The 24,273-nt window shown below is 61.3% G+C and carries 20 protein-coding genes and 1 pseudogene; 10 read left to right on the forward strand and 11 right to left on the reverse strand.

The genetic code is table 11. From position 1 onward, the window contains the following. Positions 1 to 22: 22 nt before the first annotated feature. Genes astD through GVK32_RS08405 form a run of 3 tightly spaced genes read right to left on the reverse strand, consistent with a single transcriptional unit; the run spans position 23 to position 3,726 of the window. A complete protein-coding gene (gene astD, locus GVK32_RS08395) occupies positions 23 to 1,489 on the reverse strand; it encodes a succinylglutamate-semialdehyde dehydrogenase (protein ID WP_159872915.1) in 1,467 nt (488 codons plus the stop codon). After that, on the reverse strand, positions 1,480 to 2,502 hold the full coding sequence (gene astA / locus GVK32_RS08400; RefSeq protein ID WP_200842853.1) for an arginine N-succinyltransferase: 1,023 nt from the start codon (positions 2,500 to 2,502) through the stop codon (positions 1,480 to 1,482). Before astA ends, astD begins: the two co-directional genes overlap by 10 nt. Before the next feature lie 18 nt (positions 2,503 to 2,520). After that, positions 2,521 to 3,726 carry a bifunctional succinylornithine transaminase/acetylornithine transaminase gene (locus GVK32_RS08405; protein WP_159872917.1) on the reverse strand — a complete coding sequence of 402 codons (1,206 nt, stop codon included), beginning with the start codon at positions 3,724 to 3,726 and terminating at the stop codon, positions 2,521 to 2,523. 234 nt (positions 3,727 to 3,960) lie between these two features. On the opposite strand from GVK32_RS08405, the pseudogene GVK32_RS29500 reads away from it, so the two are divergent. From GVK32_RS29500 to GVK32_RS08435, 7 genes and pseudogenes are all read left to right on the forward strand, one after another. Next, positions 3,961 to 4,035 (forward strand): annotated as a pseudogene (locus GVK32_RS29500) (hypothetical protein); the annotation flags it as partial. A gap of 218 nt (positions 4,036 to 4,253) precedes the next feature. Then, positions 4,254 to 5,528: a Glu/Leu/Phe/Val dehydrogenase gene (locus GVK32_RS08410; protein ID WP_041145285.1), complete on the forward strand. Its 1,275-nt coding sequence runs from the start codon at positions 4,254 to 4,256 to the stop codon at positions 5,526 to 5,528. A 174-nt stretch (positions 5,529 to 5,702) separates the two neighbouring features. Then, positions 5,703 to 6,134, forward strand: a complete 432-nt coding sequence (locus GVK32_RS08415) for a MarR family winged helix-turn-helix transcriptional regulator (protein WP_045855151.1) — start codon at positions 5,703 to 5,705, stop codon at positions 6,132 to 6,134. After that, the gene (locus GVK32_RS08420) at positions 6,134 to 7,786 is read left to right on the forward strand and encodes an MFS transporter (RefSeq protein WP_159872918.1); all 1,653 of its coding nucleotides are present in this window, start codon (positions 6,134 to 6,136) and stop codon (positions 7,784 to 7,786) included. Before GVK32_RS08415 ends, GVK32_RS08420 begins: the two co-directional genes overlap by 1 nt. Positions 7,787 to 7,814: 28 nt before the next feature. Continuing rightward, the gene (locus GVK32_RS08425) at positions 7,815 to 8,900 is read left to right on the forward strand and encodes an HlyD family secretion protein (protein ID WP_159872919.1); all 1,086 of its coding nucleotides are present in this window, start codon (positions 7,815 to 7,817) and stop codon (positions 8,898 to 8,900) included. Then, a complete protein-coding gene (locus tag GVK32_RS08430; RefSeq protein WP_370461200.1) occupies positions 8,900 to 10,282 on the forward strand; it encodes an efflux transporter outer membrane subunit in 1,383 nt (460 codons plus the stop codon). Before GVK32_RS08425 ends, GVK32_RS08430 begins: the two co-directional genes overlap by 1 nt. 15 nt (positions 10,283 to 10,297) lie before the next feature. Next, the gene (locus GVK32_RS08435) at positions 10,298 to 10,957 is read left to right on the forward strand and encodes an O-methyltransferase (protein WP_159872921.1); all 660 of its coding nucleotides are present in this window, start codon (positions 10,298 to 10,300) and stop codon (positions 10,955 to 10,957) included. 874 nt (positions 10,958 to 11,831) lie between these two features. On the opposite strand, the gene hrpA is transcribed toward GVK32_RS08435, so the two are convergent. Further along, positions 11,832 to 15,734 carry an ATP-dependent RNA helicase HrpA gene (gene hrpA / locus GVK32_RS08440; RefSeq protein WP_159872922.1) on the reverse strand — a complete coding sequence of 1,301 codons (3,903 nt, stop codon included), beginning with the start codon at positions 15,732 to 15,734 and terminating at the stop codon, positions 11,832 to 11,834. Positions 15,735 to 15,935: 201 nt separating this feature from the next. On the opposite strand from hrpA, the gene azoR reads away from it, so the two are divergent. The 3 genes from azoR (at position 15,936) to nadS (ending at position 17,401) form a co-directional block, all read left to right on the forward strand. Continuing rightward, positions 15,936 to 16,541, forward strand: a complete 606-nt coding sequence (gene azoR / locus GVK32_RS08445; protein ID WP_133599964.1) for an FMN-dependent NADH-azoreductase — start codon at positions 15,936 to 15,938, stop codon at positions 16,539 to 16,541. A 241-nt stretch (positions 16,542 to 16,782) separates the two neighbouring features. Then, positions 16,783 to 17,115 (forward strand): type II toxin-antitoxin system RelE/ParE family toxin, encoded by a 333-nt coding sequence (locus tag GVK32_RS08450; RefSeq protein ID WP_159872924.1) that lies wholly within the window; start codon positions 16,783 to 16,785, stop codon positions 17,113 to 17,115. Between the two features lies 1 nt (position 17,116). Beyond that, entirely contained in the window at positions 17,117 to 17,401 is a 285-nt protein-coding gene (gene nadS, locus GVK32_RS08455; RefSeq protein WP_041145276.1) for a NadS family protein, read from the forward strand. A 25-nt stretch (positions 17,402 to 17,426) separates the two neighbouring features. On the opposite strand, the gene paaY is transcribed toward nadS, so the two are convergent. From paaY to paaG, 7 genes are all read right to left on the reverse strand, one after another. Continuing rightward, complete coding sequence (gene paaY / locus GVK32_RS08460) at positions 17,427 to 18,023, reverse strand: phenylacetic acid degradation protein PaaY (RefSeq protein WP_041145275.1); 597 nt, start codon at positions 18,021 to 18,023, stop codon at positions 17,427 to 17,429. Between the two features lie 9 nt (positions 18,024 to 18,032). Beyond that, positions 18,033 to 18,959 carry a phenylacetic acid degradation operon negative regulatory protein PaaX gene (paaX, locus tag GVK32_RS08465; protein WP_200842851.1) on the reverse strand — a complete coding sequence of 309 codons (927 nt, stop codon included), beginning with the start codon at positions 18,957 to 18,959 and terminating at the stop codon, positions 18,033 to 18,035. Between the two features lie 132 nt (positions 18,960 to 19,091). Further along, a complete protein-coding gene (paaK, locus tag GVK32_RS08470; RefSeq protein ID WP_159872928.1) occupies positions 19,092 to 20,408 on the reverse strand; it encodes a phenylacetate--CoA ligase PaaK in 1,317 nt (438 codons plus the stop codon). Between the two features lie 26 nt (positions 20,409 to 20,434). Beyond that, positions 20,435 to 21,640 (reverse strand): 3-oxoadipyl-CoA thiolase, encoded by a 1,206-nt coding sequence (pcaF, locus tag GVK32_RS08475; protein WP_159872930.1) that lies wholly within the window; start codon positions 21,638 to 21,640, stop codon positions 20,435 to 20,437. Next, on the reverse strand, positions 21,640 to 22,062 hold the full coding sequence (paaI, locus tag GVK32_RS08480; protein ID WP_159872932.1) for a hydroxyphenylacetyl-CoA thioesterase PaaI: 423 nt from the start codon (positions 22,060 to 22,062) through the stop codon (positions 21,640 to 21,642). Before paaI ends, pcaF begins: the two co-directional genes overlap by 1 nt. Continuing rightward, on the reverse strand, positions 22,052 to 23,479 hold the full coding sequence (locus GVK32_RS08485) for a 3-hydroxyacyl-CoA dehydrogenase (protein WP_159872934.1): 1,428 nt from the start codon (positions 23,477 to 23,479) through the stop codon (positions 22,052 to 22,054). Before GVK32_RS08485 ends, paaI begins: the two co-directional genes overlap by 11 nt. A 3-nt stretch (positions 23,480 to 23,482) precedes the next feature. After that, entirely contained in the window at positions 23,483 to 24,271 is a 789-nt protein-coding gene (paaG, locus tag GVK32_RS08490; protein ID WP_159872982.1) for a 2-(1,2-epoxy-1,2-dihydrophenyl)acetyl-CoA isomerase PaaG, read from the reverse strand. Positions 24,272 to 24,273 lie beyond the last annotated feature (2 nt).

Here is a 24,273-nt window from a genome sequence, read left to right on the forward strand (position 1 = left end):
AGTGTCCTCACAGAATCCGTTGTCAGAATGGCAGGCCGGGCGACGTTGCCGCCGGCAGCGTCAGCGTTTCGCTAATCAGCGAGGCCATCGGCCATGCGCAATAGTCCGCCGCGTACCAGGCCGACGCTCGGTGGTTGCCGGAGGCACCCACGCCGCCAAACGGCGCTTTGCTGGAGGCGCCGGTCAGCGGCTTGTTCCAGTTGACGATCCCGGCGCGCGCTTCGTCGCTGAACCTGGCGAACAGCGCCGGGTCGACAGAAATCAGCCCCGCCGCCAGCCCGTAGCGGGTGTTATTCGCGATGCGGATCGCCTCATCAAACTGCTCGTAGCGCACCACCGTCAGCAGCGGGCCAAAATACTCTTCGTCGGGCACGTCGATCCCGGTCACGTCAATAATCCCCGGCGTGAGCAGCGTGGAGTTCGGATCCGGCTGGGTCATGCGCAGCAGCACCTTGCCGCCGAGGCGTTCCAGATTGTCCTGCGCCGCCAGCATTGCCTGCGCCGCCTGCAGTGAGATAACGCCGCCCATAAACGGCTGCGGTTCGGCATCCCAGCGGCCGGCGCGAATGCTGGCGCTGGCGGCAACCAGCCGCTGCAGCAGGGCGTCGCCCTGCTGCCCGTGTCTGACCAGCAGCCGGCGGGCGCAGGTGCAGCGCTGTCCGGCGGAAATAAACGCCGACTGGATAATCACGTGCAGCGCCGCGTCGGTATCGGCCGCGTCGGCGACGATCAGCGCGTTGTTGCCGCCCATCTCCAGCGCCAGCATCTTCTCCGGCTGGCCGCCGAGATAGCGGTGGAAGTGGGCGCCGACCGAGGCGCTGCCGGTAAACAGCACCCCGTCGATATCGCGGTTTTCCAGCAGCGCCTGGCCGGTCTCTTTGCCGCCCTGAATCAGGTTGATAACCCCTACCGGGATCCCCGCCTGCTGCCATAGCTGAACGGTCAGTTCGGCGGTCGCCGGCGTCAGTTCGCTGGGCTTAAAGACCACCGTGTTGCCGGCAATCAGCGCCGGAATAATATGGCCGTTCGGCAAATGGCCGGGGAAGTTGTAGGGGCCGAAGACCGCCATCACCCCGTGCGGCCTGTGGCGCAGCAGCGCTTTGCCGTCCGGCATCGCCGATTCGCGATCGCCGGTGCGCTCGGCGTAGGCGTCGATGGAGATCGCCGCTTTACCGATCATCGCCTGCACCTCGGTGCGGGTTTCCCACAGCGGCTTGCTGGTTTCGCGAGAAATCATCTCCGCCAGGGCCTCTTTATGCGCATCCAGCAGCGCGGCAAAGCGCTGCACGCAGGCAATACGCTCCGCCAGCGCCAGATGAGACCAGGCGTAAAAGGCGCCGCGCGCCGCTGCACAGGCGGCATGCACCTCCGCCGCTCCCGCGCTGGCCGCCTGCCACAGCGGCGCCTGGTTTTCCGGCGCCAGCTTGGTTAACGGCGCACCCGAGCCCTGCTGCCACTCTCCTGCGATAAAATGTGCGTTTATTGCCATGATGTTCTGCTCTCCGGATTGAGTGTTACCGCATGCACCCGGTCAGTCTCGCTAACCTCGAGGGCATCCAGCGCGGCGTGTTCGCATTGGTGGTTCTCTTCCGGGGTCAGCAGCACCGCGCGGAAGCGTTCAAACTGGTTATTGGCGACGATGATCGGTGCCGCCCGCTGCGCCATGACGTGCATGGCCGGGATAAACTGGCTCTCGCCGATCGCTCTGATGCTGTCGGTTTTCGCTTCAAGCACCGGGCCGGCGTCGAAAATGTCGACCGACCCGCACCAGCTGAAGCCCTCTTTTTCGAGGATCGCCCGCGCCGGTGAGGTATTGGCATGCACCTCGCCAATCGCTTCGCGGGCGTTTTCCGGCAGCAGCGAGACGTAAATCGGATACGCCGGCATCAGCTCGGCAATGAAGGTTTTCATGCCGGTACCGGTCAGCCGGTCAGCGTCGGCAAAGGGAATATCGAAGAAGTGGTGGCCCAGGGCGTCCCAGAACGGTGAATTGCCCTGCTCATCGCTGCGCCCGCGCAGCTCGGCGAACAGATGCGGCGAAAACAGCTCCCGGAAGGCGGCGATAAATAAAAACCGCGCTTTGGAGAGGAACAGCCCGTTGCGGTTTTTTTGATACTCCGGGTCGAGAAACAGAGTACAGAGCTCGCTGTGGCCGGTGTGGTCGTAGCTCAGGTTCAGCAGCTCCTGATTTTTATAAACCCCCAGCTCCTTCGAGGCGCGAACCGTGCGCTGCAGGCGGAAATTGTAAAAGGGTTCGTCGAGCCCTACCGCCACCTCGATGGCGCTGACGCCCACCGCCCGCGACAGGTCGGTATCCTCCAGCACAAACAGGAAGCCCTGCTGCCCGCGGGGAAGCCTGCCGGCGAAGGTGTCAACGCTGCGTTGGATCCGCGCGGCCAGCCGCGCGGGATCGTTGGGGAGCGACGTCATGCCAACCCCCGCCCGTGAGGCGAGGCGGATGATGTCGTCGAGATCGTTTTCCCTGACGGGACGAAATAGCATCATAAACCGTCTCCCGAATTAGCACGTCAGGCGGGCGACGGCGCGATCGAGGCGCGCGAAGGCTTCCTCAATGTCCGCCAGCGGAATATTGAGCGCCGGGGCAAAGCGCAGGACGTCGGGCCCGGCAATCAGGGCAATCAGTCCCTCCTGCGCCGCGAGGTTGGTCAAGGTTTTGGCCTGACCGCGCAGGCGGCTTGCCAGCTCGGCGCCAATCAGCAGCCCGACGCCGCGCACCGCGCTGAAGAGATCGTACTTCGCGTTCAGGGCATTCAGCCCCGCGACGATCGCGTCGTGGCGCTCACCAACCCCGGCCAGCAGGGCATCATCGAGCTGTGCCAGAACGCCGTTGGCCGCCGTTGCCGCCAGCGGATTGCCGCCGAAAGTGGTGCCGTGGGTTCCCGGCTGGAAAACCTGCGCCCACGTCTCTTTCACCAGCATGGCGCCAATCGGGAAGCCGCCGCCCAGCCCCTTGGCGCTGGTCAGAATATCCGGGACCACGTTGTAGTGCTGGTAGGCGTAGAGCGAGCCGGTCCGCCCGGCGCCGGTCTGAACTTCGTCAAAAATCAGCGTGACGTTATGCCGATCGCACAGCGCCCGCAGCGTGCTGAGAAATGCCGGGTCGGCCGGAACCACCCCGCCTTCGCCGATGATCGGCTCAACGATAACCGCGCAGGTACGCCCGGAGATAGCGGCGGTAAGCGCCGCAATATCGTTATACGGCAGATGGGTAATATCCGGCGGCAGCGGCGCGTAATCGCAGGAGTATTTCGGCTGTCCCCCTACGGATACGGTAAACAGCGTGCGGCCGTGGAAGGCGTTGTTGAAGGCAATGATTTCGCTTTTATCGGCGCCGAACTTATCGTGCGCATATTTGCGCGCCAGCTTCAGCGCCGCTTCGTTGGCCTCCGCCCCGGAGTTGCAGAAGAAAACCTTATCGGCAAAGGTGGCGTTAACCAGCGTTTTAGCCAGCTGCAGCACCGGCTCGTTGGTATAGCCGTTGCCGATATGCCACAGGCTATCGAGCTGCGCCTTTAGCGCCGCCACCAACGCCGGGTTACAGTGCCCAAGAGAGTTAACGGCGATACCGCCCGCCAGGTCGATATACTCTTTACCCTGCCGATCCCATACTCTCGAACCCGCCGCTTTCAGCGGAATAAACGGGGCTGGAGCGAAGCAGGGAACCATATAAGAATCAAAATCTTCACGAGTAATACTGCCTGACATAACACTTCTCCGGAACAATGGTTGACAATAATTAAATTTGTCAGTCGTGGATATTTGAAATTAACAATTCCCGGCCGCCGTTTTTATTGCGAGCGAATCCGTTGCGCGGAGGTGAAATTCAGCGCAGGAAATAAATCCCTTATTAATGCAGGGGTAATTGTTAAGTCACGGTTAACACCTTGTGTATTGCGTGCTCTCATGCTGGGGCCTGTCGTGCCGTAAAGTCAATACGGCATCACGGCATTTATTCACTTTTTGAAGATCATCAAGGTAATGAAAAATATAGATAATTTATTTTTATATTCACTAATTTGCATAAAATACGCATATCAATGCACTGCATGCGGCGGGTTTTCAGTGCTTAGTTATTCACTTAAAAAACAAAATTTCTAACAAAAATGTAAAATTCGCCATTGCCGTCAAATACTGCTTTATAAAATTGGTGATATTATTCTTCACACAGAGTTTACTGCTGTAGCTATTCCACGGTTTCACACGATATAAATAACACTGAGAACAGGACTCTTATGGAAAAGTTATCTTACGCATCTGAAAGTAGTGCATCTCCCTGGACCACCTATCTGCGCCAGATCGACCGCGTAGCGCCTTATCTGGGCGACCTTGCCTACTGGGTGGAAACCCTGCGTCACCCGAAGCGCGCGCTGATCGTCGATATCCCGGTGCAGATGGATGACGGCACCATCCGCCATTTTGAAGGCTATCGCGTACAGCACAATCTTTCGCGTGGCCCGGGTAAAGGTGGTGTTCGCTACCATCCGGACGTTGACCTGAACGAGGTGATGGCGCTTTCTGCCTGGATGACCATTAAGTGCGCGGCGGTCAATATTCCTTACGGCGGCGCGAAAGGCGGCGTTCGTGTTGACCCGTTCAGCCTGTCGGAAGGCGAGCTGGAGCGTCTGACCCGCCGCTACACCAGTGAAATCGGCCTTATCATCGGACCGCAAAAGGATATCCCGGCGCCGGATGTCGGCACCAACGGCAAAGTGATGGCGTGGATGATGGATACCTACTCCATGAACCACGGCACCACCATCACCGGCGTGGTCACCGGTAAACCAATCCACCTCGGCGGTTCTCTCGGTCGTGAAAAGGCCACCGGCCGCGGCGTGTTTATCACCGGCCGCGAAGTGGCTGGACGCTTCGGGATTGAAATTGAGGGCGCGAAGGTCGCGCTGCAGGGCTTTGGTAACGTGGGTAGCGAAGCGGCCCGCCTGTTCTCCGAAGTTGGCGCTCGGGTGGTGGTGATTCAGGACCATACCGCGACGCTGTTCAATGAGGGCGGGATTGATATGGCCGCCCTGACCGCATGGCAGGCGGAGAAGAAGCAGATTGCCGGCTTCCCTGGCGCCCGCGAAATCGACAAAGAAGCCTTCTGGACCACGCCGATGGATATTCTGATCCCGGCGGCGCTGGAGGGTCAGATCACCCGCGAGCGCGCGGAAAAAATCAGCTGCAAGCTGGTGCTGGAAGGCGCGAATGGCCCGACCTACCCTGAGGCCGATGACGTGCTGGCCGAGCGCGGCGTGATCGTGGTGCCGGACGTTATCTGTAACGCCGGCGGCGTGACCGTCAGCTACTTCGAATGGGTGCAGGATATGGCGAGCTTCTTCTGGAGCGAGGAGGAGATCAACGCCAAAATGGACCGCATCATGACCGATGCAATCGTCCACGTCTGCGAGAAAGCCTCCGAGAAAGAGTGTTCTCTGCGTACCGCAGCTTACATCGTTGCCTGTGAGCGTATTCTGATGGCGCGTAAAGATCGCGGGATCTATCCGGGCTAAGGTTCGACGACGATCGCCCCAACCGCCCGGGCCCTGGCCCGGGCTTTTTTTTGCCCTTTCACCGCCGCCAGTACATTTTTCGTACAGACCATTAACAATTTTTTTATTTCACCTTGAATTCGCCAATCCGTCGGGCATAAACTCATTAGAGCTCTAATGACTTTGCAGAAGATTATGGATAACCGACAGCTCACCTTTTCCCATTTACTCTACCTCACCGCCCATCACTGGCGGCTGGCGGTTAACCGCCGGCTCAAAGACCTCGGCATGAGTCAGGCCAGTTGGGTCGCCGTCTCGGCGATTGCCCGCAACGAGCAGCCGCTATCGCAAAGCGAGCTGGCCCAGGAGCTGGGCGTAGAGAGCGCCACCATCGTCCCGCTGATCAACCGGCTGGTGGACCTGGCGCTGGTGGAACGCGTAAAAACCGACAGCGACCGGCGCAAGCGCCTGCTGGTTGCCACCGACAAAGGCCTGGAACTCTATCTGCAGGTCAAAACGGTGGCCGATGATTTACGCGAAGAGATCTTAAGCGCCATTAGCCCCGAAGAGCGGCAGCAAACCCACCTGGTGCTGGAAAAACTGCTGCGCGAGGTGGAGAAAAAGTAATGCCTCGCCGTCCTGAAAACCCCTACGTGCCGCACGACTGGGCACCGCATGAAAAGCCGGCGATCCTCGGCTCGCCGTCGACACCGATTCACTCTACGCCAAAGCGTATCGCCTACGGCATCGTCGGGCTACTGGTCTGCCTGACCGGCGCGCTGGGCAATGCGGTGGTCACCGCCAACCTGCAGAACCTGCAGGGAACCTTCGCCGCCTGGTCGACGGAGATCGCCTGGCTGCCGGCGGTCTACGTTATGACCAACGTCTCGATCAACCTGCTGCTGGTAAAATTTCGCCAGCAGTTCGGCCTGCGCGCCTTTACCGAAGGCTTCCTGGTACTGTACGTGCTGGTGACCTTTTTCCACCTCTTCGTCAACGATCTCAGCTCGGCCATGATGGTCCGCGCCGCGCACGGTATGGTGGCGGCGGCGCTCAGCTCGCTGGGCATCTATTATCAGGTGCAGGCGTGGCCCGCCCGTCACCGCCTGAAGGCGCTGACCATTGGGATCACCGGCTCATCGCTGGCGATTCCCCTCGCCCGCCTCTTCTCCACGGAGCTGCTGCAGATTGACGAATGGCGCGGCCTCTACTTTTTTGAACTGGGGCTGGCGCTGGTCTCACTCGCCTGCGTGATGGTGCTCAAGCTGCCCCCCAGCGATCGGAAGAAGGTGTTCGAGAAAAAGGATTTCATTACCTTTATTCTGCTGGCCCCGGGCATGGCGCTGGTCTGCGCCGTCCTCTCTCTGGGCCGTCTTGACTGGTGGTTTGAGGCCCCGTGGATTGGCTGGGCGCTGGCGGGCGCGGTGGTGCTGATTGTCTCGGCCATCGCCTTCGAGCACAACCGCAGCAACCCGCTGCTCAACACCCACTGGCTCTCCAGCGGTAGTATCCTGCGCCTGGGGTTAATTATGCTGCTGATGCGAATTGTACTGGCGGAGCAGAACACCGGTGTTATCGGCTGGCTGCAGTACGTCGGGCTACAGAACGAACAGATGACCCAGTTGGCGTGGTCGATTTTCGCCGGTATCCTCTGCGGAATTATCGCCAGTTGCCTGACGCTCAACCCGCAGCGGCTCTACTGGCCCACCGCCACCGCGCTGGCGCTGATCATGATAGCCTCGCTGCTCGACAGCCAGTCGACTATCCTGACGCGTCCCGAACAGCTGATGTTCAGCCAGTTCCTGCTCGGCTTCGGCAGCGCGTTCTTCCTGGCGCCGGCGATGCTGGCCGGGATCGGCGGGGTCATTGCCGACCAGCGCAACCTGGTGAGCTTTTCTGTGCTGTTTGGCATGAGCCAGAATATCGGCGGTCTGCTGGGGTCGGCGATCCTCGGCACCTTTCAGACCTGGCGGGAAAAGTTTCACTCCAGCCAGCTCGCAGACCAGATAACCACGCTGAATCCGCTAATTGCCGAACGTCTTCGGCAATATAGCCAGATGTATCAAAGCCAGATTGGCGACAGCACGCTGCTGAACGTTCAGGCCAGCACGCTCTTGCAGAACGCCTCAACGCTGCAGGCCAATATTCTTGCCTACAATGACACCTATCTGCTGACGGCGATGATTTCTGCCGGCACGCTGATCTGGGTGTTCTGGCGCCTGATAAGGCTGCGTATTACCGCTCGCATTGCGCTTAAACGCGCGACGGGAAACAAATAACAACGATAATTTTTACTCTGGAGTCGTTATGAGTCAGCAGGATGCCGCCAGGCAACAGGCCAATACCCGCAATAATATTCGCGTGGTCTCTATTTTTACCGCCGCCGCCATTGGCCTTGTTGGGGTGCTGGTGATTTTGTATGCATGGCAGCTGCCGCCCTTTACCCGCCACAGCCAGTTTACCGATAACGCCTACGTGCGCGGGCAGACCACCTTTATCAGCCCGCAGGTCAGCGGCTATATCACCGCCGTCAACGTTCAGGATTTTGCCCAGGTTACGCCCGGGCAGACGCTGTTCCAGATTGACGACAGGATCTACAGGCAGCGCGTCCACCAGGCGCAGGCCACCCTGGCGATGAAGGAGTCGGCACTGAAAAATAACCAACAGCAGCGCAGAAGCGCTCAGGCGGTGATTGCCCGCAACGAGGCCGCGCTGCAAAACGCCCGCGCGCAGAATCAGAAAACCCAGGCCGATTTAAAACGCGTACAGGATTTAACCGCCGACGGCTCGCTGTCGATTCGCGAGCGCGACTCGGCAAGGGCCAGCGCCGCGCAGGGTGCCGCCGATATTGAACAGGCGAAAGCCACGCTGGAAATGTCGCGTCAGGATCTGCAATCCACCATCGTCAACCGCGACGCGCTGGAGGCCGACGTTGCCAGCGCCAGGGCCGCGCTGGAGCTGGCGGATATCGATCTGCAGAACACGCGGATCGTTGCGCCAACCGCCGGACAGCTGGGACAAATTTCCGTGCGGCTCGGTGCCTACGTCAGCGCCGGTACCCACCTGACGTCGCTGGTGCCGCCGCAGCACTGGGTGATTGCCAACATGAAAGAGACCCAGCTGGCGCACATTCGCATTGGCCAGGCCGCCACCTTTAGCGTCGATGCGCTCAGCGGCGAGAAGTTCCGCGGCGTCGTCCAGAGCATCTCCCCGGCGACCGGGGTTGAGTTCAGCGCCATTTCGCCTGATAACGCCACCGGCAACTTTGTCAAAATTGCCCAGCGAATTCCGGTGCGCATCGCGGTCGATGAGGGGCAGAAAAATAGCCAGCATCTGCGCCCCGGCATGTCGGTGCAGGTCACCATTGATACCCGCGAGGGAGAGAAGCCATGATGCGCCGGATCTCCTTTGCGCTGGCGCTCGGCATCGCGCTGGCCGGCTGCCGGTCGGCGGACGTGCCCCCTGCACCGCCGTCGCTGCAGATCCCCGCCGCCTGGCGCGCCGATATTGGCCCCGCCAGCCCGCTTGAGGGCTGGTGGTGGCGCAACTTTCACGACAGCCAGCTCAATCAGTACGTGGAGCAGGCGCTGCGCTATAACAGCGATGTGCTGATCGCCCGCGAGCGGGTGAATGAGTATCAGGCGCGGGCCTACGCCGCCGACAGCAGCCTGTTTCCGTCGCTTGACGCCTCGTTGACCGGCAGCCGCGCCCGCGCGCAGTCCGCCGCCACCGGCCTGCCCGTCCACAGTACGGTCTATAAGGGCGGGCTGACCGCCAGCTATGACGTTGATATCTGGGGAGCCAACCGCAGCGCCGCCGACGCCGCCGAGGCCACTCTTGCGGCGCAGAAGGCCGCCGCCGCTGCCGCCGATCTGACCGTCGCCACCTCGGTGGCGGCCGGCTACCTGACGCTGCTCTCTCTTGACGAGCAGCTGCGGGTCACCCGGCAGACGCTGAAATCCCGCGAGGACGCCTACAACATGGCTAAACGCCAGTTTGAGACCGGCTACACCTCGCGCCTCGAGCTAATGCAGGCCGATTCAGAGCTGCGATCTACCCGGGCGCAGATCCCGCCCCTGCAGCATCAAATTACCCAGCAGGAGAACGCCCTTAGCGTGCTGATCGGCAGCAACCCACAGGCCATCAACCGCCAGGACTTTGCCCATTTGACGCCGCTGGCGCTGCCGTCACAGCTGCCCTCCAGCCTGCTGAACCGCCGACCGGATATCGTGCAGGCCCAGCGCCAGCTGCTCGCCGCCGATGCCACCCTTGCCTCTTCTCAGGCCCAGCTGCTGCCGTCGATCAACTTAACCGCCACCGGCAGTATGCAGGACCGCACGCTGCCCGACCTGCTCGATAACCCGCTGCGGCTGTGGAGTCTCGGCGGCAGTATTCTCGCCCCGCTGCTTAACCGCCAGGCGCTGAACGCCCAGGTCGACGTCTCGATGGCCCAGCGTAATCAGGCGCTGTACGGCTATGAGAAAACGGTGCGCGGCGCGTTTCGCGAGGTCAACGATAGCCTGGACGCCATCACCCGCTACGGCGAGCAGCTGACGGAGCTGCAGGAACAGGAGGCGGTGGCGCAGGAGACGCTGCGGATTGCTGGAAACCGCTATCGCAACGGCTACTCCTCTTATCTCGACGTTCTTGACGCCCAGCGCACCCTGTTCTCGACGCAAACCAGCGTCGTGCAGGTGAAAAATAACCTGCTGCTGGCGCAGGTTGATTTATATCGGGCGCTGGGAGGCGGCTGGTCTGTTTCATCAGGGACGTAATACAGGAAATTATGCATGCAACAACAATGGTCTGCTGTAGATAGTTATCTTGTTGAATCGCTGATCCCGTCCGACCCGCTATTACAGCAGGTGTTAGAGAATAACCAGCGCGCCGGCCTTCCGGCCTACGACGTTGCCGCCAACCAGGGACAGTTTCTGGCGCTGCTGGTGCGCATCACCCGCGCCCGGCGGGTGCTGGAGATCGGCACGCTCGGCGGCTATAGCACTATCTGGATGGCGCGCGAGCTGCCGCCGGACGGCGAGCTGCTGACCCTGGAAGCCGACCCGCACCATGCGCAGATCGCGCGGCAGAATCTTCAGCTGGCGGGCGTGGACGATCGGGTCGCGCTGCGCGAAGGCCCGGCGCTGGAGACCCTTGAGAGCCTCGGCGATCGCCCCGCTTTTGATCTGATTTTTATCGATGCCGATAAGCCCAACAACCCGTACTATCTGCAGTGGGCGCTGCGCTACTCCCGCCCGGGAACGCTGATTATCGGCGATAACGTGGTGCGGGAGGGTGAAGTGACCAATCCGCACAGCGCCGATGAGCGAGTCCAGGGCGTGCAGCGATTTATTGAGATGATGGGCAGCGACCCGCGCCTGACGGTGACGGCGCTGCAGACGGTGGGCAGCAAGGGATGGGATGGATTTACGCTGGCGTGGGTCAACGGGTAGCTTTTACGCGGTTCGGGTCGGGCTTAGCTGATGGATCGCCGTGGAACGGTGGTTTGGGTGAAAGCTGTTTTTTAAGTTCCGTTCATATTCCGTGGAATGTTCCGTTCACCATTGGTCCCGCATACTTCTGTTTCCAGCAGTGCAGGTGAACGGCCCAGGGCCGGTTTCGCCCGGCCCTGGGGACCCGGCATCCCGGCAAGAAAAATCGTCGCTGCGCGATACCTTCGTCTCCGCCGTCTGGCTATTCGGGGACGGCAAGAGGTAACTTCCCTGTAAGGCTTGCCTCCGCCAGCATCCATGCTGGCGGCCCCGGCCAGCCGCCTGCGCCTCAGCGATTTTTAGCCGGCCCAACCCCCCTGCTACATGTCCCGATGCCCCATGCCTGCATGGTCATTGCTGAAAATTCTTTCAGCAATGAAATCGCAACCTAATTGCCACGGGTTGGCAGCGCGGGGGTTAAGGCGCATCAAGAAAACTGGCGGGAACGCAGGCGCGCATCCAGGACTGGCCGCCAGGACAAAAACGCCGGGAGTGTTTTTGAACGACGCTAGCGTCGGCCCCGAAGGGGTGAGTCCCATGGATGGGACGAATAAGACGGTCAGAGAGGCAGGTCGAGACAGGGACGTCGAGTCCTGCCCGGTCCGCCAGATGAAGCCGGAGTGGAGCGTACCGCGCAGCGGCAGTTTTCAGCGCCATGCCGGGGGCCACGGGGGGCGGGCGAAACGCCCCCCGTACCGTTCACCCGCAGCGGGTTTGAGAATAGCGCCAGATTTACCGTGAACGGAATATTCCACGAAACTGGACGGAATATCCATGCCACGAGCAGCCAACGCGCTTCACCCAAACCACCCAAAAACGACCATCAGCCGGCCGTTCAGGCGACGATCTGCTCCATCGCCTGCAGGATCCGCTTATCGGAAATCGGGTACGGGGTACCCAGCTGCTGGGCGAAGAGGCTAACGCGCAGCTCCTCGATCATCCAGCGGATCTCCTGCACGTCCTCATCGTCGCGCCGCGCCGGCGGCAGCTTATTCAACCACTGCTGCCACGCCTGCTGAATGCTCTCAATCTTCAGCATCTGCGCGCGATCGCGATGAGGATCGACGGCCATTTTCTCCAGCCGCTTTTCAATCGCCTGCAGATAGCGCAGCGTATCCCCCAGCCGGCGGAAACCGTTGCCGGTGACGAATCCGCGATAGACCAGACCGCTCATCTGCGCCTTGATATCCGACAGGCCCAGCGCCATGGTCATATCCACGCGCCCTTTCAGGCGCTTGTTGACGTTGAACACCGCGGTCAGGATCTGCTCAACCTGTTTGGCAATCTCCACCACCGTATCGTTGAGCTCGGCACGGACCTTCTCGTGCAGCTTCGCAAAGCCCTCTTCGGTCCATACCGGCCCGCCGGCCTCGTCGATAAGCTTATCGACGCCGCAGGAGATGCAGTCGTCAATCAGATCCAGCACCTTACCGTAGGGGTTAAAATAGAGCCCCAGCTTGGCTTTATTCGGCAGCTTCTCGTGCAGATATTTAATCGGCGACGGAATGTTCAACAGCAGCAGCCGCCGCAGACCGCGCCACATCGCCTGCTGCTGCTCGAGCGGATTGTCGAACAGCTTAATTGCGACACTGTCACGTTCGTCCACCAGCGCCGGCCAGGCCTTAACCCGATAGTTGCCGCGCTTTTGCTCATAGCTTTCCGCCAGGGTGCCGAAGCTCCAGATATGCAGCCCGCTCTGCTCGATACCGTCATCGGCCACCGCGGAGAGCGTCTCCTGCACTTTCCCCTTCAGCGCGTCCTTTAACTCCTGCAGCGAGCGGCCTTCGGCGAGCTTCTTGTTCTTATCATCCACCACCCGGAAGGTGATTTTCAGGTGATCGGGCACCTGATCCCACTGCCAGGCCTCGCGGTCAATGGTCACGCCGCTCATCCGCCGCAGCTCGCGCTCCAGCGAATCCAGCAGCGGCAGCTCCAGCGGCGTTGCCCGGCCTAAAAAGGCTTCGGCGTAGTTCGGCGCCGGGACAAAGTTACGCCGCACCGGTTTCGGCAGCGACTTAATCAGGGCGATAATCAGCTCCCGGCGCAGGCCGGGGATTTGCCATTCAAAGCCGGCCTCCTCCACCTGATTGAGCAGCGGCAGCGGAATATGCACCGTCACCCCGTCGGCGTCGGCGCCCGGTTCAAACTGGTAGGTCAGGCGCAGCTTGAGGTTGCCCTGATGCCAGAAGTTCGGGTAGTCCAGCTTGCTGACCTGCTCCGCGCCCTCTTTAATCAGCATGCTCTTTTCGAAGTTGAGCAGATCCGGCGTCTCGCGGCTGGCCTGCTTCCACCAGTTGTCGAAATGGCGCGCCGAGATAACATCATGGCTGATGCGCTGATCGTAGAACTCAAACATCGTCTCGTCATCGACCAGGATGTCGCGGCGGCGTGATTTGTGCTCCAGCTCTTCGATCTCAGTGCGCAGCTTGAGGTTATCGCGGAAGAAGGCGTGACGGGTCTGCCAGTCGCCCTCCACCAGCGCGTGGCGGATAAACAGCTCGCGGCACAGCGCCGGGTCAATCTGGCTGTAGTTCACCTTGCGGGCGGCAACGATCGACAGGCCGTAGACGGTCACTTTCTCCGTCGCCATTACCGCCCCCTGCGCCCGCTCCCAGTGCGGTTCGCTGTACGAGCGCTTAATCAGATGCTGCGCCACCGGCTCCACCCATTCCGGATCGATGCGCGCGGCGATGCGCCCCCACAGGCGGCTGGTTTCCACCAGCTCGGCCACCATGGTCCACTTCGGCGGCTTCTTAAACAGCCCGGAGCCCGGGAAGATCGAGAAGCGGGCGTTACGCGCGCCGGTAAACTCCTGCTTGTCGGTATCCTTCATGCCGATATGCGACAGCAGCCCGGTCAGCAGCGCGGTGTGAATTTCGCGGTACTCCGCCGGTTCGCTATTGACCGGCAGGCCCAGCTCTTTCACCACCTGGCGCAGCTGAGTGTAGATATCCTGCCACTCGCGCACCCGCAGATAGTTAAGAAAATCAAGGCGGCACTGGCGGCGGAACTGGTTCGACGACAGCGCCTTCTGCTGCTCGCCGAGGTAGTTCCACAGGTTGACGAAGGCGAGGAAGTCCGACTCTTTATCGTGGAAGCGACGGTGCTTCTCATCCGAGGCCTGCTGCTTGTCCATCGGCCGTTCGCGCGGGTCCTGAATCGACAGTGCCGAGGTGATGATCATCGCCTCGCGCACGCAGCCGTGCTTTTGTGCCTCCAGCACCATCCGCGCCAGCCGCGGGTCAACCGGCAGCTGGCTGAGCTGGCGGCCCATCGGCGTTAGCTTATAGGCGGTCATCTGCTCGTCGGTGGTAATCGCCCCGAGCTCCTCCAGCAGGCGCACGCCGTCCTGGATGTTACGCTTGTCCGGCGCCTCAACGAACGGGAAGGCGGCGATATCGCCCAGCCCCAGCGCGGTCATCTGCAGAATAACCGACGCCAGGTTAGTGCGCAGGATTTCCGGGTCGGTAAACTCCGGGCGCGACAGGAAATCATCTTCGGAATAGAGACGAATACAGATCCCTTCCGATACGCGACCGCAGCGGCCTTTACGCTGGTTAGCGGAGGCCTGAGAAACGGGCTCAATCGGCAGGCGCTGCACCTTGGTGCGGAAGCTATAGCGGCTGATGCGCGCGGTGCCCGGGTCGATAACGTACTTAATTCCCGGCACCGTCAGCGAGGTTTCCGCGACGTTGGTCGCCAGCACGATGCGCCGCCCGCTGTGGGACTGGAAGACGCGGTTCTGCTCGCTGTTCGACAATCGGGCGTAGAGCGGCAGCACTTCGGTATGCCGCAGGTTGAGCTTATTGAGCGCATCGGCGGTATCGCGAATCTCCCGCTCGCCGCTCATAAAGATCAGGATATCGCCGGGGCTTTCATGGCCCAGCTCATCCACGGCGTCGAAAATCGCCTGCAGCTGATCGCGTTCGGTGTCGTCGGCCTCTTCCACGATCGGCCGGTAGCGAACTTCGACCGGATAAGTGCGGCCGGAAACTTCGATAATCGGCGCGTGGTTAAAGTGGCGCGAGAAGCGTTCCGGGTCGATGGTCGCCGAGGTGATGATGATTTTCAGGTCCGGACGCTTCGGCAGCAGCTCCCGCAGGTAGCCGAGCAGGAAGTCGATATTGAGGCTACGCTCATGGGCCTCATCGATAATGATGGTGTCGTACTGCATCAGCAGCCGGTCCTGCTGGATTTCCGCCAGCAGAATACCGTCGGTCATCAGCTTGACCATGGTGTTGTCGCCGACGTGGTCGCTAAAACGCACCTTATAGCCGATGCAGCCGCCCGGTTCGCTTTGCAGCTCCTCGGCGATACGGTTCGCCACGGTGCGCGCCGCCAGACGACGCGGCTGGGTGTGGCCGATTAAGCCTTTCACCCCGCGCCCTAGCTCCATACAGATTTTTGGCAGCTGAGTGGTTTTACCGGAGCCGGTCTCCCCCGCCACAATCACCACCTGGTGGTCGCGCACGGCTTCGAGGATCTCCTGCTTTTTCTGGCTTACCGGCAGGTTTTCCGGATAGGTGATCGCCGGCCGCGCCGCTTCGCGTAGCAGGACTCTCCCTGCCGCCGCCGCAATCTCCTGCGCCATCTCCCGCAGAATAGCCTGCTGGGATTCAGGATTTTTAACCTTCTTCACGCCGTGCAAACGGCGGGAAAAGCGTGACCTGTCGCGCAGCATCAGGCCATCAAGCTGCTGGAAGAGCTGGGGGAAGGTGAAAATTTGTTGTTCTGTCATAGCGTTATCGGGCAGTGCTCTGCCAGGAAAAATCTCTTTTGAAGTATTGCTGTAGATTACCACAGCTGATCACTTCATGCCTTGTTCAAAAAAACTGAACACGGAGTTCGATTTATTGCGCTTTCTCTGTGGCATGATTGTGAATAAAGTGTCAGCAAGCACCAGGGCATCGACCCGTCAATCTCATATAAGGAAACACCCATGAGCAAAGTATTAGTTCTCAAATCCAGTATTCTGGCAGGGTACTCGCAATCCGGTCAGCTGTCCGACTATTTTGTTGAACAATGGCGTGAAAAGCACGCTGAAGACGTTATCACCGTGCGTGACCTGGCAGCAAATCCGATTCCGGTACTGGATGGCGAACTGGTGGGTGCTCTGCGTCCGAGCGATGCGCCGCTGACCCCGCGTCAGCAGGAAGCGCTGGCGCTGTCCGACGAGCTGATCGCTGAGCTGCAGGCGAATGACGTGATTGTTATCGCCGCGCCGATGTATAACTTCAACATCCCGACTCAGCTGAAAAACTACTTCGACCTGGTAGCACGCGCTGGCGTCACCTTCCGCTACACCGAGAAAGGGCCGGAAGGTCTGGTGACCGGTAAACGCGCTGTTGTTGTCACCAGCCGCGGCGGCATCCATAAAGATACCCCGACTGACCTGGTCACCCCGTATCTGTCGACCTTCCTCGGCTTCATCGGCATCACCGACGTGAACTTCGTCTTCGCTGAAGGCATCGCTTACGGTCCGGAAGTGGCAGCCAAAGCGCAGAACGACGCCAAAGCGGCCATCGATAGCGTAGTTGCGGCGTAATAGATTTCCACTCCCACCGCCCGGTGGGAGTTTTTTCTCCCCATCACCCACTTTACGAGACGCCTCGTAACATCAGCAGCTCATTCAGCCAGAAAACCATTCAGCCTGTACGATAGCGCTCACGGCTTGAGGCAACCCGTCTCCGACCTGCGGGCACCCGCCTGACAGATTGCCGTAAAATTCTGGATGGGTACTATGTACACATGAAAGTGTACATGGTACCTTAATAAGGAGCGTACTCATGTGCTGTGCGATTGAATTTATCGAAACGCCGCTGTTTACCCGGCAGATACAACAGCTTGCTACTGACGATGAGCTTCGGGCGCTGCAGAAAGAACTCATTGGCAATCCGGATGCCGGGGAGATCATCCAGAATACGGGTGGCCTACGGAAAATCAGGATGGCGACAGGCTCTCAGGGGAAAAGCGGCAGCGCGAGGGTGATTTATTTCCTCGCAACCGCTGAGATTATCTATCTGGTTTTGGCTTACCCAAAAAGCACTAAAAATAGCCTGACCGATGCTGAAAAAGCGCAGCTCAAAAAACTAGCAAAACAACTGAAAAATGAGGTGTGATATGAGTTTTTTTGATGAACTTCAAACGTCTCTCAAAGAAGCCGTTGATATCAAAAATGGCGATAAAGCCCCGGCCCGCGTGACTCGCTATGAGATTGCTGACGTGAAGGCCATTCGAGCGCGGCTGAACGTTTCCCAGACGGAAATGGCGCAAGCGCTGGGAACCAGCGTGGATACCATTAAAAGCTGGGAATCCAGACGACGTAACCCAACGGGGCTGGCGGCAAAAGTGCTGGCGGCGATTCAGGCGAACCCGGCGCTCTTTCAGGAGCTGGCTAAATATTAGGCCCTCCATGCCGGAGGGCTATCGCTCAGGATGATGATTTCGGCCGCAGGCTTTCGTCAAACTCCAGGCGCTTTCTCTGCGGTTCCACCTCTTTCAGCGGCTCCACCTGATGCAGCGTTTGCTGGCAGCGTTCGACCAGCACCTGATACTCCCGCGTCCCCTGCTTTTTCCACGCGATCTCCTGCTCGCTCAGGGTGCGAATCGCCTTCGCCGGGCTGCCGACGATCAGATGATTGGCCGGCATCTCGGCTTTGGCCTTCACGAACGCCGAGGCGCCAACGATGCTGTTTTCGCCAATCGTCGCGCCGTCGATAATCACCGCGCTCATCCCCACCAGCGCGTTGCGGCCGATGACGCAGCCGTGGAGGATCGCCCCGTGGCCGATATGCCCGTCCTCTTCGACTACCGTATCCTGGCCGGGAAAGCCGTGCATCACGCAGTTATCCTGAATGTTGGCGCCGTCTTTCACCACGATGCGCCCAAAATCACCGCGCAGGCTGGCGTTAGGGCCAACGTAAACGCCTTTGCCGAGGATCACGTCGCCAATCAGCACCGCCGTGGGGTGAACGTAGCTTTCATCCGGTACCACCGGGGTCATACCGTCTATCTGATAAATCGGCATCGGCTCTCCTTAAGCGGCGCTCAGGCCGCCAAAACGTTGAAAATAGAGCGGCCCCGGCGCCGGCAGTTCGCCGACCGAGCTCTCCCCGTGCTCGCTCACGAAGGCCAGCGCGCCGGGGGCGACGCGTTGATAAATATTGATGCACAGCTGGCGCGCGGTCTGCCCCAGCCAATGCGCCGGCAGCAGCTCCTCCGGCAGGAGCGGATCTTTGAGCACCACCCGACGATAAAAATGGATTAACAGCAGCTGGATCTGGAAGCAGCGCTGCGCGGTGAGTTCCGCGCTATCGACGTCGCGCAGCAGCAGCAGCAGCGGGCGAAACAGCGAAATAAAGGTTTCGTACATCGTGTTTTGCTCGGTCAGATGCCAGCACTCCTCGACGCGTGCGCGCAGCGCCGCCCGGGAGAGCGCCAGCGGAGAGTGCGCTTCAAAGCAGATGACGTTTTCCGCCACCCCCGCCTCATGCAGCAGCGACTGGACGTCCGCCAGCTTCTGCGCCGGCGAGGCGAGCAGGCTCGGCGCAAGCGCGCCAAAACCCTGCCACAGAAGCTGCTTTTTCACCTCAGCCAGCGTGTTTTTTTCCAGCCCCTCGGAGAGCAGCAGCAGCCAGGTGCCATCCCACTCCGGGGCGCCGGCGCGATAAATTTTGTGCTCCGCGCGGCGGGTCAGGCGCAACCCCTTGTCGCTCAGACGATAGAAGCTGCGGCGGCCGATGCGCACCACGTCCAGCCACTCCTCCTTGTTCAGGCGAAACAGCGCCGTACGCACAAAGCGTTCGCCAAACCCCAGCCCTTCGAGCAGGGCCGCCACGCTGCCGAGCCACACTTCACCCCCGCGCTGCAGCAGCGAATCGCCGTACAACGAAGCGATCAGCGAGGTCCCGCTAATCGGCATCGCCGTTACCGCCTGTTGAATAAAATTATCAAGCCTGCTCATCTGATTCATTCCGTTGCCCGTTATTAGTCCATGACGAATCATAGCACAGGGAACTCCCGGCAGGCGCGCTGCGTCCCGCCGGGGATTTCATCGCCCGGCCGAGCTGCGAGGCGCGGGCCGGGAGGCACTGACCTAGCCGTTGGCGGCAACCTTGCGCAGATCGAACACCCGGCAGGCTTTCCCTTCCGAGCGCGGGATGCTGCCGCAGTTGACGATGCTGATATCGGTGGAGATCCCGACCATCGACTTGATGCGGTGACGCAGATGATGGCAGATCTGGCAGCGCTGCTCGTGGCTCAGCGACAGGCTGCTCTCTTTCAGCTCCACGCGTACCGAAAGTGAATCAAGATGCCCGCGACGATTGACCTCCAGCTGGTAGTGCGGCGCCAGATGCTCCACCTTGAGGATCTCCTCCTCCAGCTGCGACGGGAAGACGTTGACGCCGCGAATGATCAGCATGTCGTCGCTGCGTCCGCTGATGCGATCCATCCGCCGCATGCTGCGTGCAGTGCCCGGCAGCAGGCGGGTCAGATCGCGGGTGCGGTAGCGGATCACCGGCAGCGCCTCTTTGGTCAGGGTGGTAAACAGCAGCTCGCCGTGTTCGCCATCCGCCATCGGCGTGCCGTCGTGCGGGTTGACCACCTCCGGGTAGAAATGATCTTCCCAAATGGTCGGGCCGTCGGCGGTTTCCAGACACTCCATCGCCACCCCCGGCCCCATGACTTCCGAAAGTCCGTAGATATCCAGGGCGGTGATCCCGAGACGGCGCTCGATTTCCGCCCGCATTGCCAGCGTCCACGGCTCGGCGCCGAATACGCCAACCCGCAGGGAGCAGCGGCTGGCGTCGCCGCCCATCTGCCGCTCGAGCTCTTCAATCAGGTTCAGGCAGTACGAGGGCGTAACCATAATCATATCCGGCTGAAAATCGCGGATCAGCTGCGCCTGTTTCTCCGTCTGGCCGCCGGACATCGGGATCACCGTGGCGCCCAGGCGCTCCGCGCCGTAGTGCGCGCCAAGTCCGCCGGTGAACAGGCCGTAGCCGTAGGCAACGTGGATTTTGTCCTTCGCCGTGCCGCCCGCCGCGCGCAGGGAGCGGGCGACGATGTTAGCCCAGGTATCAATGTCGTTTTGCGTGTAGCCCACCACCGTCGGCTTGCCGGTGGTTCCCGAGGAGGCGTGGATGCGCACAATCTGCTCCATCGGCACCGCAAAGGTATCGAACGGGTAGTTATCGCGCAGATCCTGCTTGGTGGTGCACGGGAACTTGCTCAGGTCGCTCAGTTCATGGAAATCGTCAGGATGCACCCCCGCCGCGTCAAACTTGCGGCGGTACATCGGAACGTTGTCGTAAGCGTGTTTCAGCGTCCACTTCAGACGCTGGGTTTGCAGAGCCTGTAATTCGTCACGAGAAGCGTTTTCAATCGGATCTAATTTTGTATTAGTTATCATTTTAGGGTACTCGCAGGTAAATTAGCTCACACTCGCTCGAGGATCATGGCAATGCCCTGACCCACGCCAATACACATCGTACACAGGGCGTAGCGCCCGCCGCGGCGCTGCAGCTCAAGGCTCGCGCTCAGCGCCAGCCGGGCGCCGCTCATTCCCAGCGGATGGCCGAGGGCGATGGCGCCGCCGTTGGGGTTAACGTGCGCGGCATCGCCCGCCACGCCCAGCTGTCTGAGCACCCCCAGCGCCTGGGCTGCGAAGGCTTCGTTCAGTTCAATGACGTCCATATCGTTGATATTCAGCCCCGCGCGCTCCAGTACCTTGCGCACGGCGGGCACCGGCCCGAGCCCCATCAGCCGTGGTTCAACCCCCGCCGTGGCCATCGCCACGATGCGCGCCCGCGGCGTTAGGCCCTGGGCCAGCGCCTGCTGTTCGCTGGCGATAATCAGCGCTGCGGCGCCGTCGTTGACCCCGGAAGCGTTTCCGGCGGTGACTACGCCGCCCTTGCGGAACGGGGTTTTTAGCTGTGAAAGCTGCTCCAGGGTGGTCTCCGCCCGCGGATGTTCGTCGTCGCAAACGGCGCTGACCGCCCCTTTCTTGCCGATAATCTGTACCGGGACGATCTCCTGCGCCAGGATGCCGTTACGCTGGGCCTTCGCCGTCAGCTGCTGGCTGCGCAGGGCGAAGGCGTCCTGATCGGCGCGGCTAATATTTAACAACTCGGCTACATTCTCCGCCGTTTCCGGCATGCTGTCAGTGCCAAATTGCTGCTGCATGAGCGGGTTCACAAAACGCCAGCCGATGGTGGTATCAAACAGCTCCGCCTGACGCTGGTAAGGCGCGCTGGCCTTACCCATCACAAACGGCGCCCGCGACATCGACTCCACGCCGCCGGCAATCATCAGGTCGGCGTCCCCGGCCCTGATGGCGCGGGCGGCAAAGCCGATTGCGTCCAGTCCGGAGCCGCACAGGCGGTTGATAGTGGTGCCGGAGACACTCTGCGGATAGCCCGCCAGCAGCGTCGCCATATGCGCCACGTTGCGGTTATCTTCTCCGGCCTGGTTGGCGCAGCCGAAAATCACGTCGTCAATGCAGCCGGGATCGAGGCGCGGATTGCGGCTCAGCAGCTCGCGCAGCGGAACGGCGGCCAAATCGTCTGCCCGCACGCTGGCGAGCACCCCGCCGTAGCGGCCGATGGGCGTACGAATTCCGTCACAAATAAAGGCGTCGCGCATCAGACTTCTCCTGTGATTGTGCCGCCGATGCGGTGCGATTTGCCGCGAAACAGGGCCACAATTTTCTGTTGTTGGTTAACGATTTCGATGTCGTAGACGCCGGTCAGTTTGCCCTGCTGCCTGACCCGCGCGGTGGCGACCAGCCGGTCGCCGGCGAAGGCCGGGCGCAGAAAGTCGATGCTCGCCGCCGAGGCCACTGCCGCCAGCCCCTGGCTGTTGCAGGCGTAGGCAAAAGCGGTGTCGGCGAGGGAAAAGAGCTGCCCGCCGTGGCAGGTTTGATGGCCGTTAAGCATGTTCGGCGCGACGGTCATAGTCATCTGCGCGTAGCCTTCGTCCATCTCAATAATGTCGATCCCCAGCGTTTGGGCGCAGGTATCGAGTTCGTACATCGCGCGCGCGTTGCGCCAGGCCTTATCGTTCATGACGCATCTCCTGCAGCGCCTTCTGGCGCAGTAGCGAACAGGGGCGATAGCGCTCCTCGCCGTAGTGCTGCTGGAGGTTTTCCAGCAGGTGCAGCACGCGGTTCCAGCCCAGTCGGGCGCCCCACGCCAGCGGACCGTGCGGATAGTTCACCCCGAGGCGCATCGCGGTATCGATATCCGCTGGCTCGGCCACCCCTTTCTGCACCGCATCCAGCGCCTCGTTTACCAGCATCGCCACCGTGCGCCACACCAGCAGCCCCGGATAGTCGGCAATCTGCAGCACTTTTTTGCCCTGCTGCTGAAAATAGTGCACCGCTTTATCGGTGGCCGACTGCGGGTTAGACTCCGCGCTCGCCAGCACCACCGTCTCCCCGGCGCTGTGGTCATAGACCACTACCGGACGACCGTACTGGGCGCTCAGGGCCTCGGCGGTTTGGCCTTCGGTCTCCATCAGCAGCAGCTCGTCAATTTCCGTGACATTGTCACGTTTATCGCTCACCTTCAGCGCCCCTGCCGGGTCGGCCACCGCGCTGAGGGCCAGATCCGCCTGGGCATCCAGCGGCCAGCGGTACACGCCCTGCCCGCTCTTTTTGCCCAGCCGACCGGCCAGCGCCAGCTCCTGCTGCAGCAGCGAGGGAAGGAAGCGCCGGTCCTGCCAGAAGGCGTTGAATACCGAACAGGTCACCGCGAAGTTGACGTCCTGGCCGATCAAATCGGTCAGCGCCAGCGGCCCCATCGGGAAGCCGCCGCCGTCGCGCAGCGCGGCGTCAATAACCGGCGCGGAAGCCACCTGCTCCTCCAGCGCCCGCCAGGCTTCGGCGTAGAACGGCCGCGCGACGCGATTGACGATAAACCCCGGCGTTGAGCGGCAGCGCACCGGCTGCTTGCCCCACGCGGTGACGCACAGGCACAGCTGTTCGACCACTTCCGGCGAGGTGGCCAGGCCGCTGACCACTTCCACCAGCCGCATCACCGGCGCCGGGTTAAAGAAGTGCAGGCCGGCCACGCGCTCCGGGTGCTTCACTCCGGCGGCAATCGCGGTAATCGAAATCGAGGAGGTGTTGCTGGTCAGCAGCGTCGAGGGCGAGCAGATCTCCGCCAGCTGGCTGAACAGCGTTTTTTTAACCTCAGGACGCTCAGAGGCCGCCTCAATCACCAGCTGCGCCGGCGCCAGCGCGGCCAGCTCCGTCGTCGGCACGATGCGGGCCAGCAGCGCCTCGGCCTGCTCTGCGGTCAGCCTGCCGCGCGCGACGCGCGAGGCCAGTCGCTGACGAATACCCTCCACCGCACGGGTTAGCGCATCGGCGGCGATATCATAGAGCAGCACCTGATGTCCGGCGCCAGCGGCGACTTCCGCAATCCCTGAGCCCATGGTGCCGCCGCCGATCACGGCGACAAGATGCAGTGTTGTGCTCATAGGTTATTTCCCGCTGAACTGTGGTGGACGTTTGGCGAGGAATGCGCTCACGCCTTCGCGGTAGTCGGCGCTGCGTCCGGCCAGGCGCTGGTAGTCGCGCTCTAAATCAAGCTGGGCGTCAAGGCCGTTGGTTTCCGCGGCCAGCAGGGCTTGCTTAATCAGGCCGAGGCCAAAGGTCGGCTGCGCCGCCAGATGGCGGGCCAGCTGAAGGCTGGTATCCGCCAGCTCGGCGTCTTCCACCAGCTGCCAGATCATCCCCCACTGAGCGGCCTGTTCGGCGCTGAGCTTCCCGCCCAGCAGCGCCAGCCCCATCGCCCTGGCGCGTCCGGCAACCCGCGGCAGGAACCAGCTGCCGCCGCAGTCGGGCACCAGTCCGAGCCTGCTGAAGGCCATCACGAAGCTGGCGGATCGCGCGGCGAGCACCATGTCGCAGCCCAGCGCCAGGGTTGCCCCGGCCCCGGCCGCCACGCCGTTAACCGCCGCAATCACCGGCTTCGGCAGCGCCGCCAGGCGGCGCACCAGCGGGTTATAGAAACGCTCCACCGACAGCCCCAGATCCGGCGCCGGGCCGTTGGGGTCAACGTTGCGGTCGTTAAGATCCTGGCCGGCGCAAAATCCGCGTCCGGCGCCGGTGATCAGCAGGCAGCGCACGCTGTCGTCACGCTCGGCCTGGGTCAGGCACTCGGCGAGCTGCTGATGCATCAGGTCATTAAAGCTGTTCAGGCGATCCGGACGGTTAAGGGTAATCGTCATCACGCCCTGTTCTACGGTGCTGAGAATAAAAGCTTCCACCA

It is taken from the genome of Klebsiella sp. 18074 (assembly GCF_902705905.1).
Lineage (GTDB): Bacteria > Pseudomonadota > Gammaproteobacteria > Enterobacterales > Enterobacteriaceae > Klebsiella > Klebsiella terrigena.

Bases quoted from the DNA above. Each gene is read 5' to 3' on its own strand.
- astD (WP_159872915.1), bottom strand. From the start codon at position 1,489: ATGGCAATAAACGCACATTTTATCGCAGGAGAGTGGCAGCAGGGCTCG.
- astA (WP_200842853.1), bottom strand. From the start codon at position 2,502: ATGCTATTTCGTCCCGTCAGGGAAAACGATCTCGACGACATCATCCGC.
- GVK32_RS08405 (WP_159872917.1), bottom strand. From the start codon at position 3,726: ATGTCAGGCAGTATTACTCGTGAAGATTTTGATTCTTATATGGTTCCC.
- GVK32_RS08410 (WP_041145285.1), top strand. From the start codon at position 4,254: ATGGAAAAGTTATCTTACGCATCTGAAAGTAGTGCATCTCCCTGGACC.
- GVK32_RS08415 (WP_045855151.1), top strand. From the start codon at position 5,703: ATGGATAACCGACAGCTCACCTTTTCCCATTTACTCTACCTCACCGCC.
- GVK32_RS08420 (WP_159872918.1), top strand. From the start codon at position 6,134: ATGCCTCGCCGTCCTGAAAACCCCTACGTGCCGCACGACTGGGCACCG.
- GVK32_RS08425 (WP_159872919.1), top strand. From the start codon at position 7,815: ATGAGTCAGCAGGATGCCGCCAGGCAACAGGCCAATACCCGCAATAAT.
- GVK32_RS08430 (WP_370461200.1), top strand. From the start codon at position 8,900: ATGCGCCGGATCTCCTTTGCGCTGGCGCTCGGCATCGCGCTGGCCGGC.
- GVK32_RS08435 (WP_159872921.1), top strand. From the start codon at position 10,298: ATGCAACAACAATGGTCTGCTGTAGATAGTTATCTTGTTGAATCGCTG.
- hrpA (WP_159872922.1), bottom strand. From the start codon at position 15,734: ATGACAGAACAACAAATTTTCACCTTCCCCCAGCTCTTCCAGCAGCTT.
- azoR (WP_133599964.1), top strand. From the start codon at position 15,936: ATGAGCAAAGTATTAGTTCTCAAATCCAGTATTCTGGCAGGGTACTCG.
- GVK32_RS08450 (WP_159872924.1), top strand. From the start codon at position 16,783: ATGTGCTGTGCGATTGAATTTATCGAAACGCCGCTGTTTACCCGGCAG.
- nadS (WP_041145276.1), top strand. From the start codon at position 17,117: ATGAGTTTTTTTGATGAACTTCAAACGTCTCTCAAAGAAGCCGTTGAT.
- paaY (WP_041145275.1), bottom strand. From the start codon at position 18,023: ATGCCGATTTATCAGATAGACGGTATGACCCCGGTGGTACCGGATGAA.
- paaX (WP_200842851.1), bottom strand. From the start codon at position 18,959: ATGAGCAGGCTTGATAATTTTATTCAACAGGCGGTAACGGCGATGCCG.
- paaK (WP_159872928.1), bottom strand. From the start codon at position 20,408: ATGATAACTAATACAAAATTAGATCCGATTGAAAACGCTTCTCGTGAC.
- pcaF (WP_159872930.1), bottom strand. From the start codon at position 21,640: ATGCGCGACGCCTTTATTTGTGACGGAATTCGTACGCCCATCGGCCGC.
- paaI (WP_159872932.1), bottom strand. From the start codon at position 22,062: ATGAACGATAAGGCCTGGCGCAACGCGCGCGCGATGTACGAACTCGAT.
- GVK32_RS08485 (WP_159872934.1), bottom strand. From the start codon at position 23,479: ATGAGCACAACACTGCATCTTGTCGCCGTGATCGGCGGCGGCACCATG.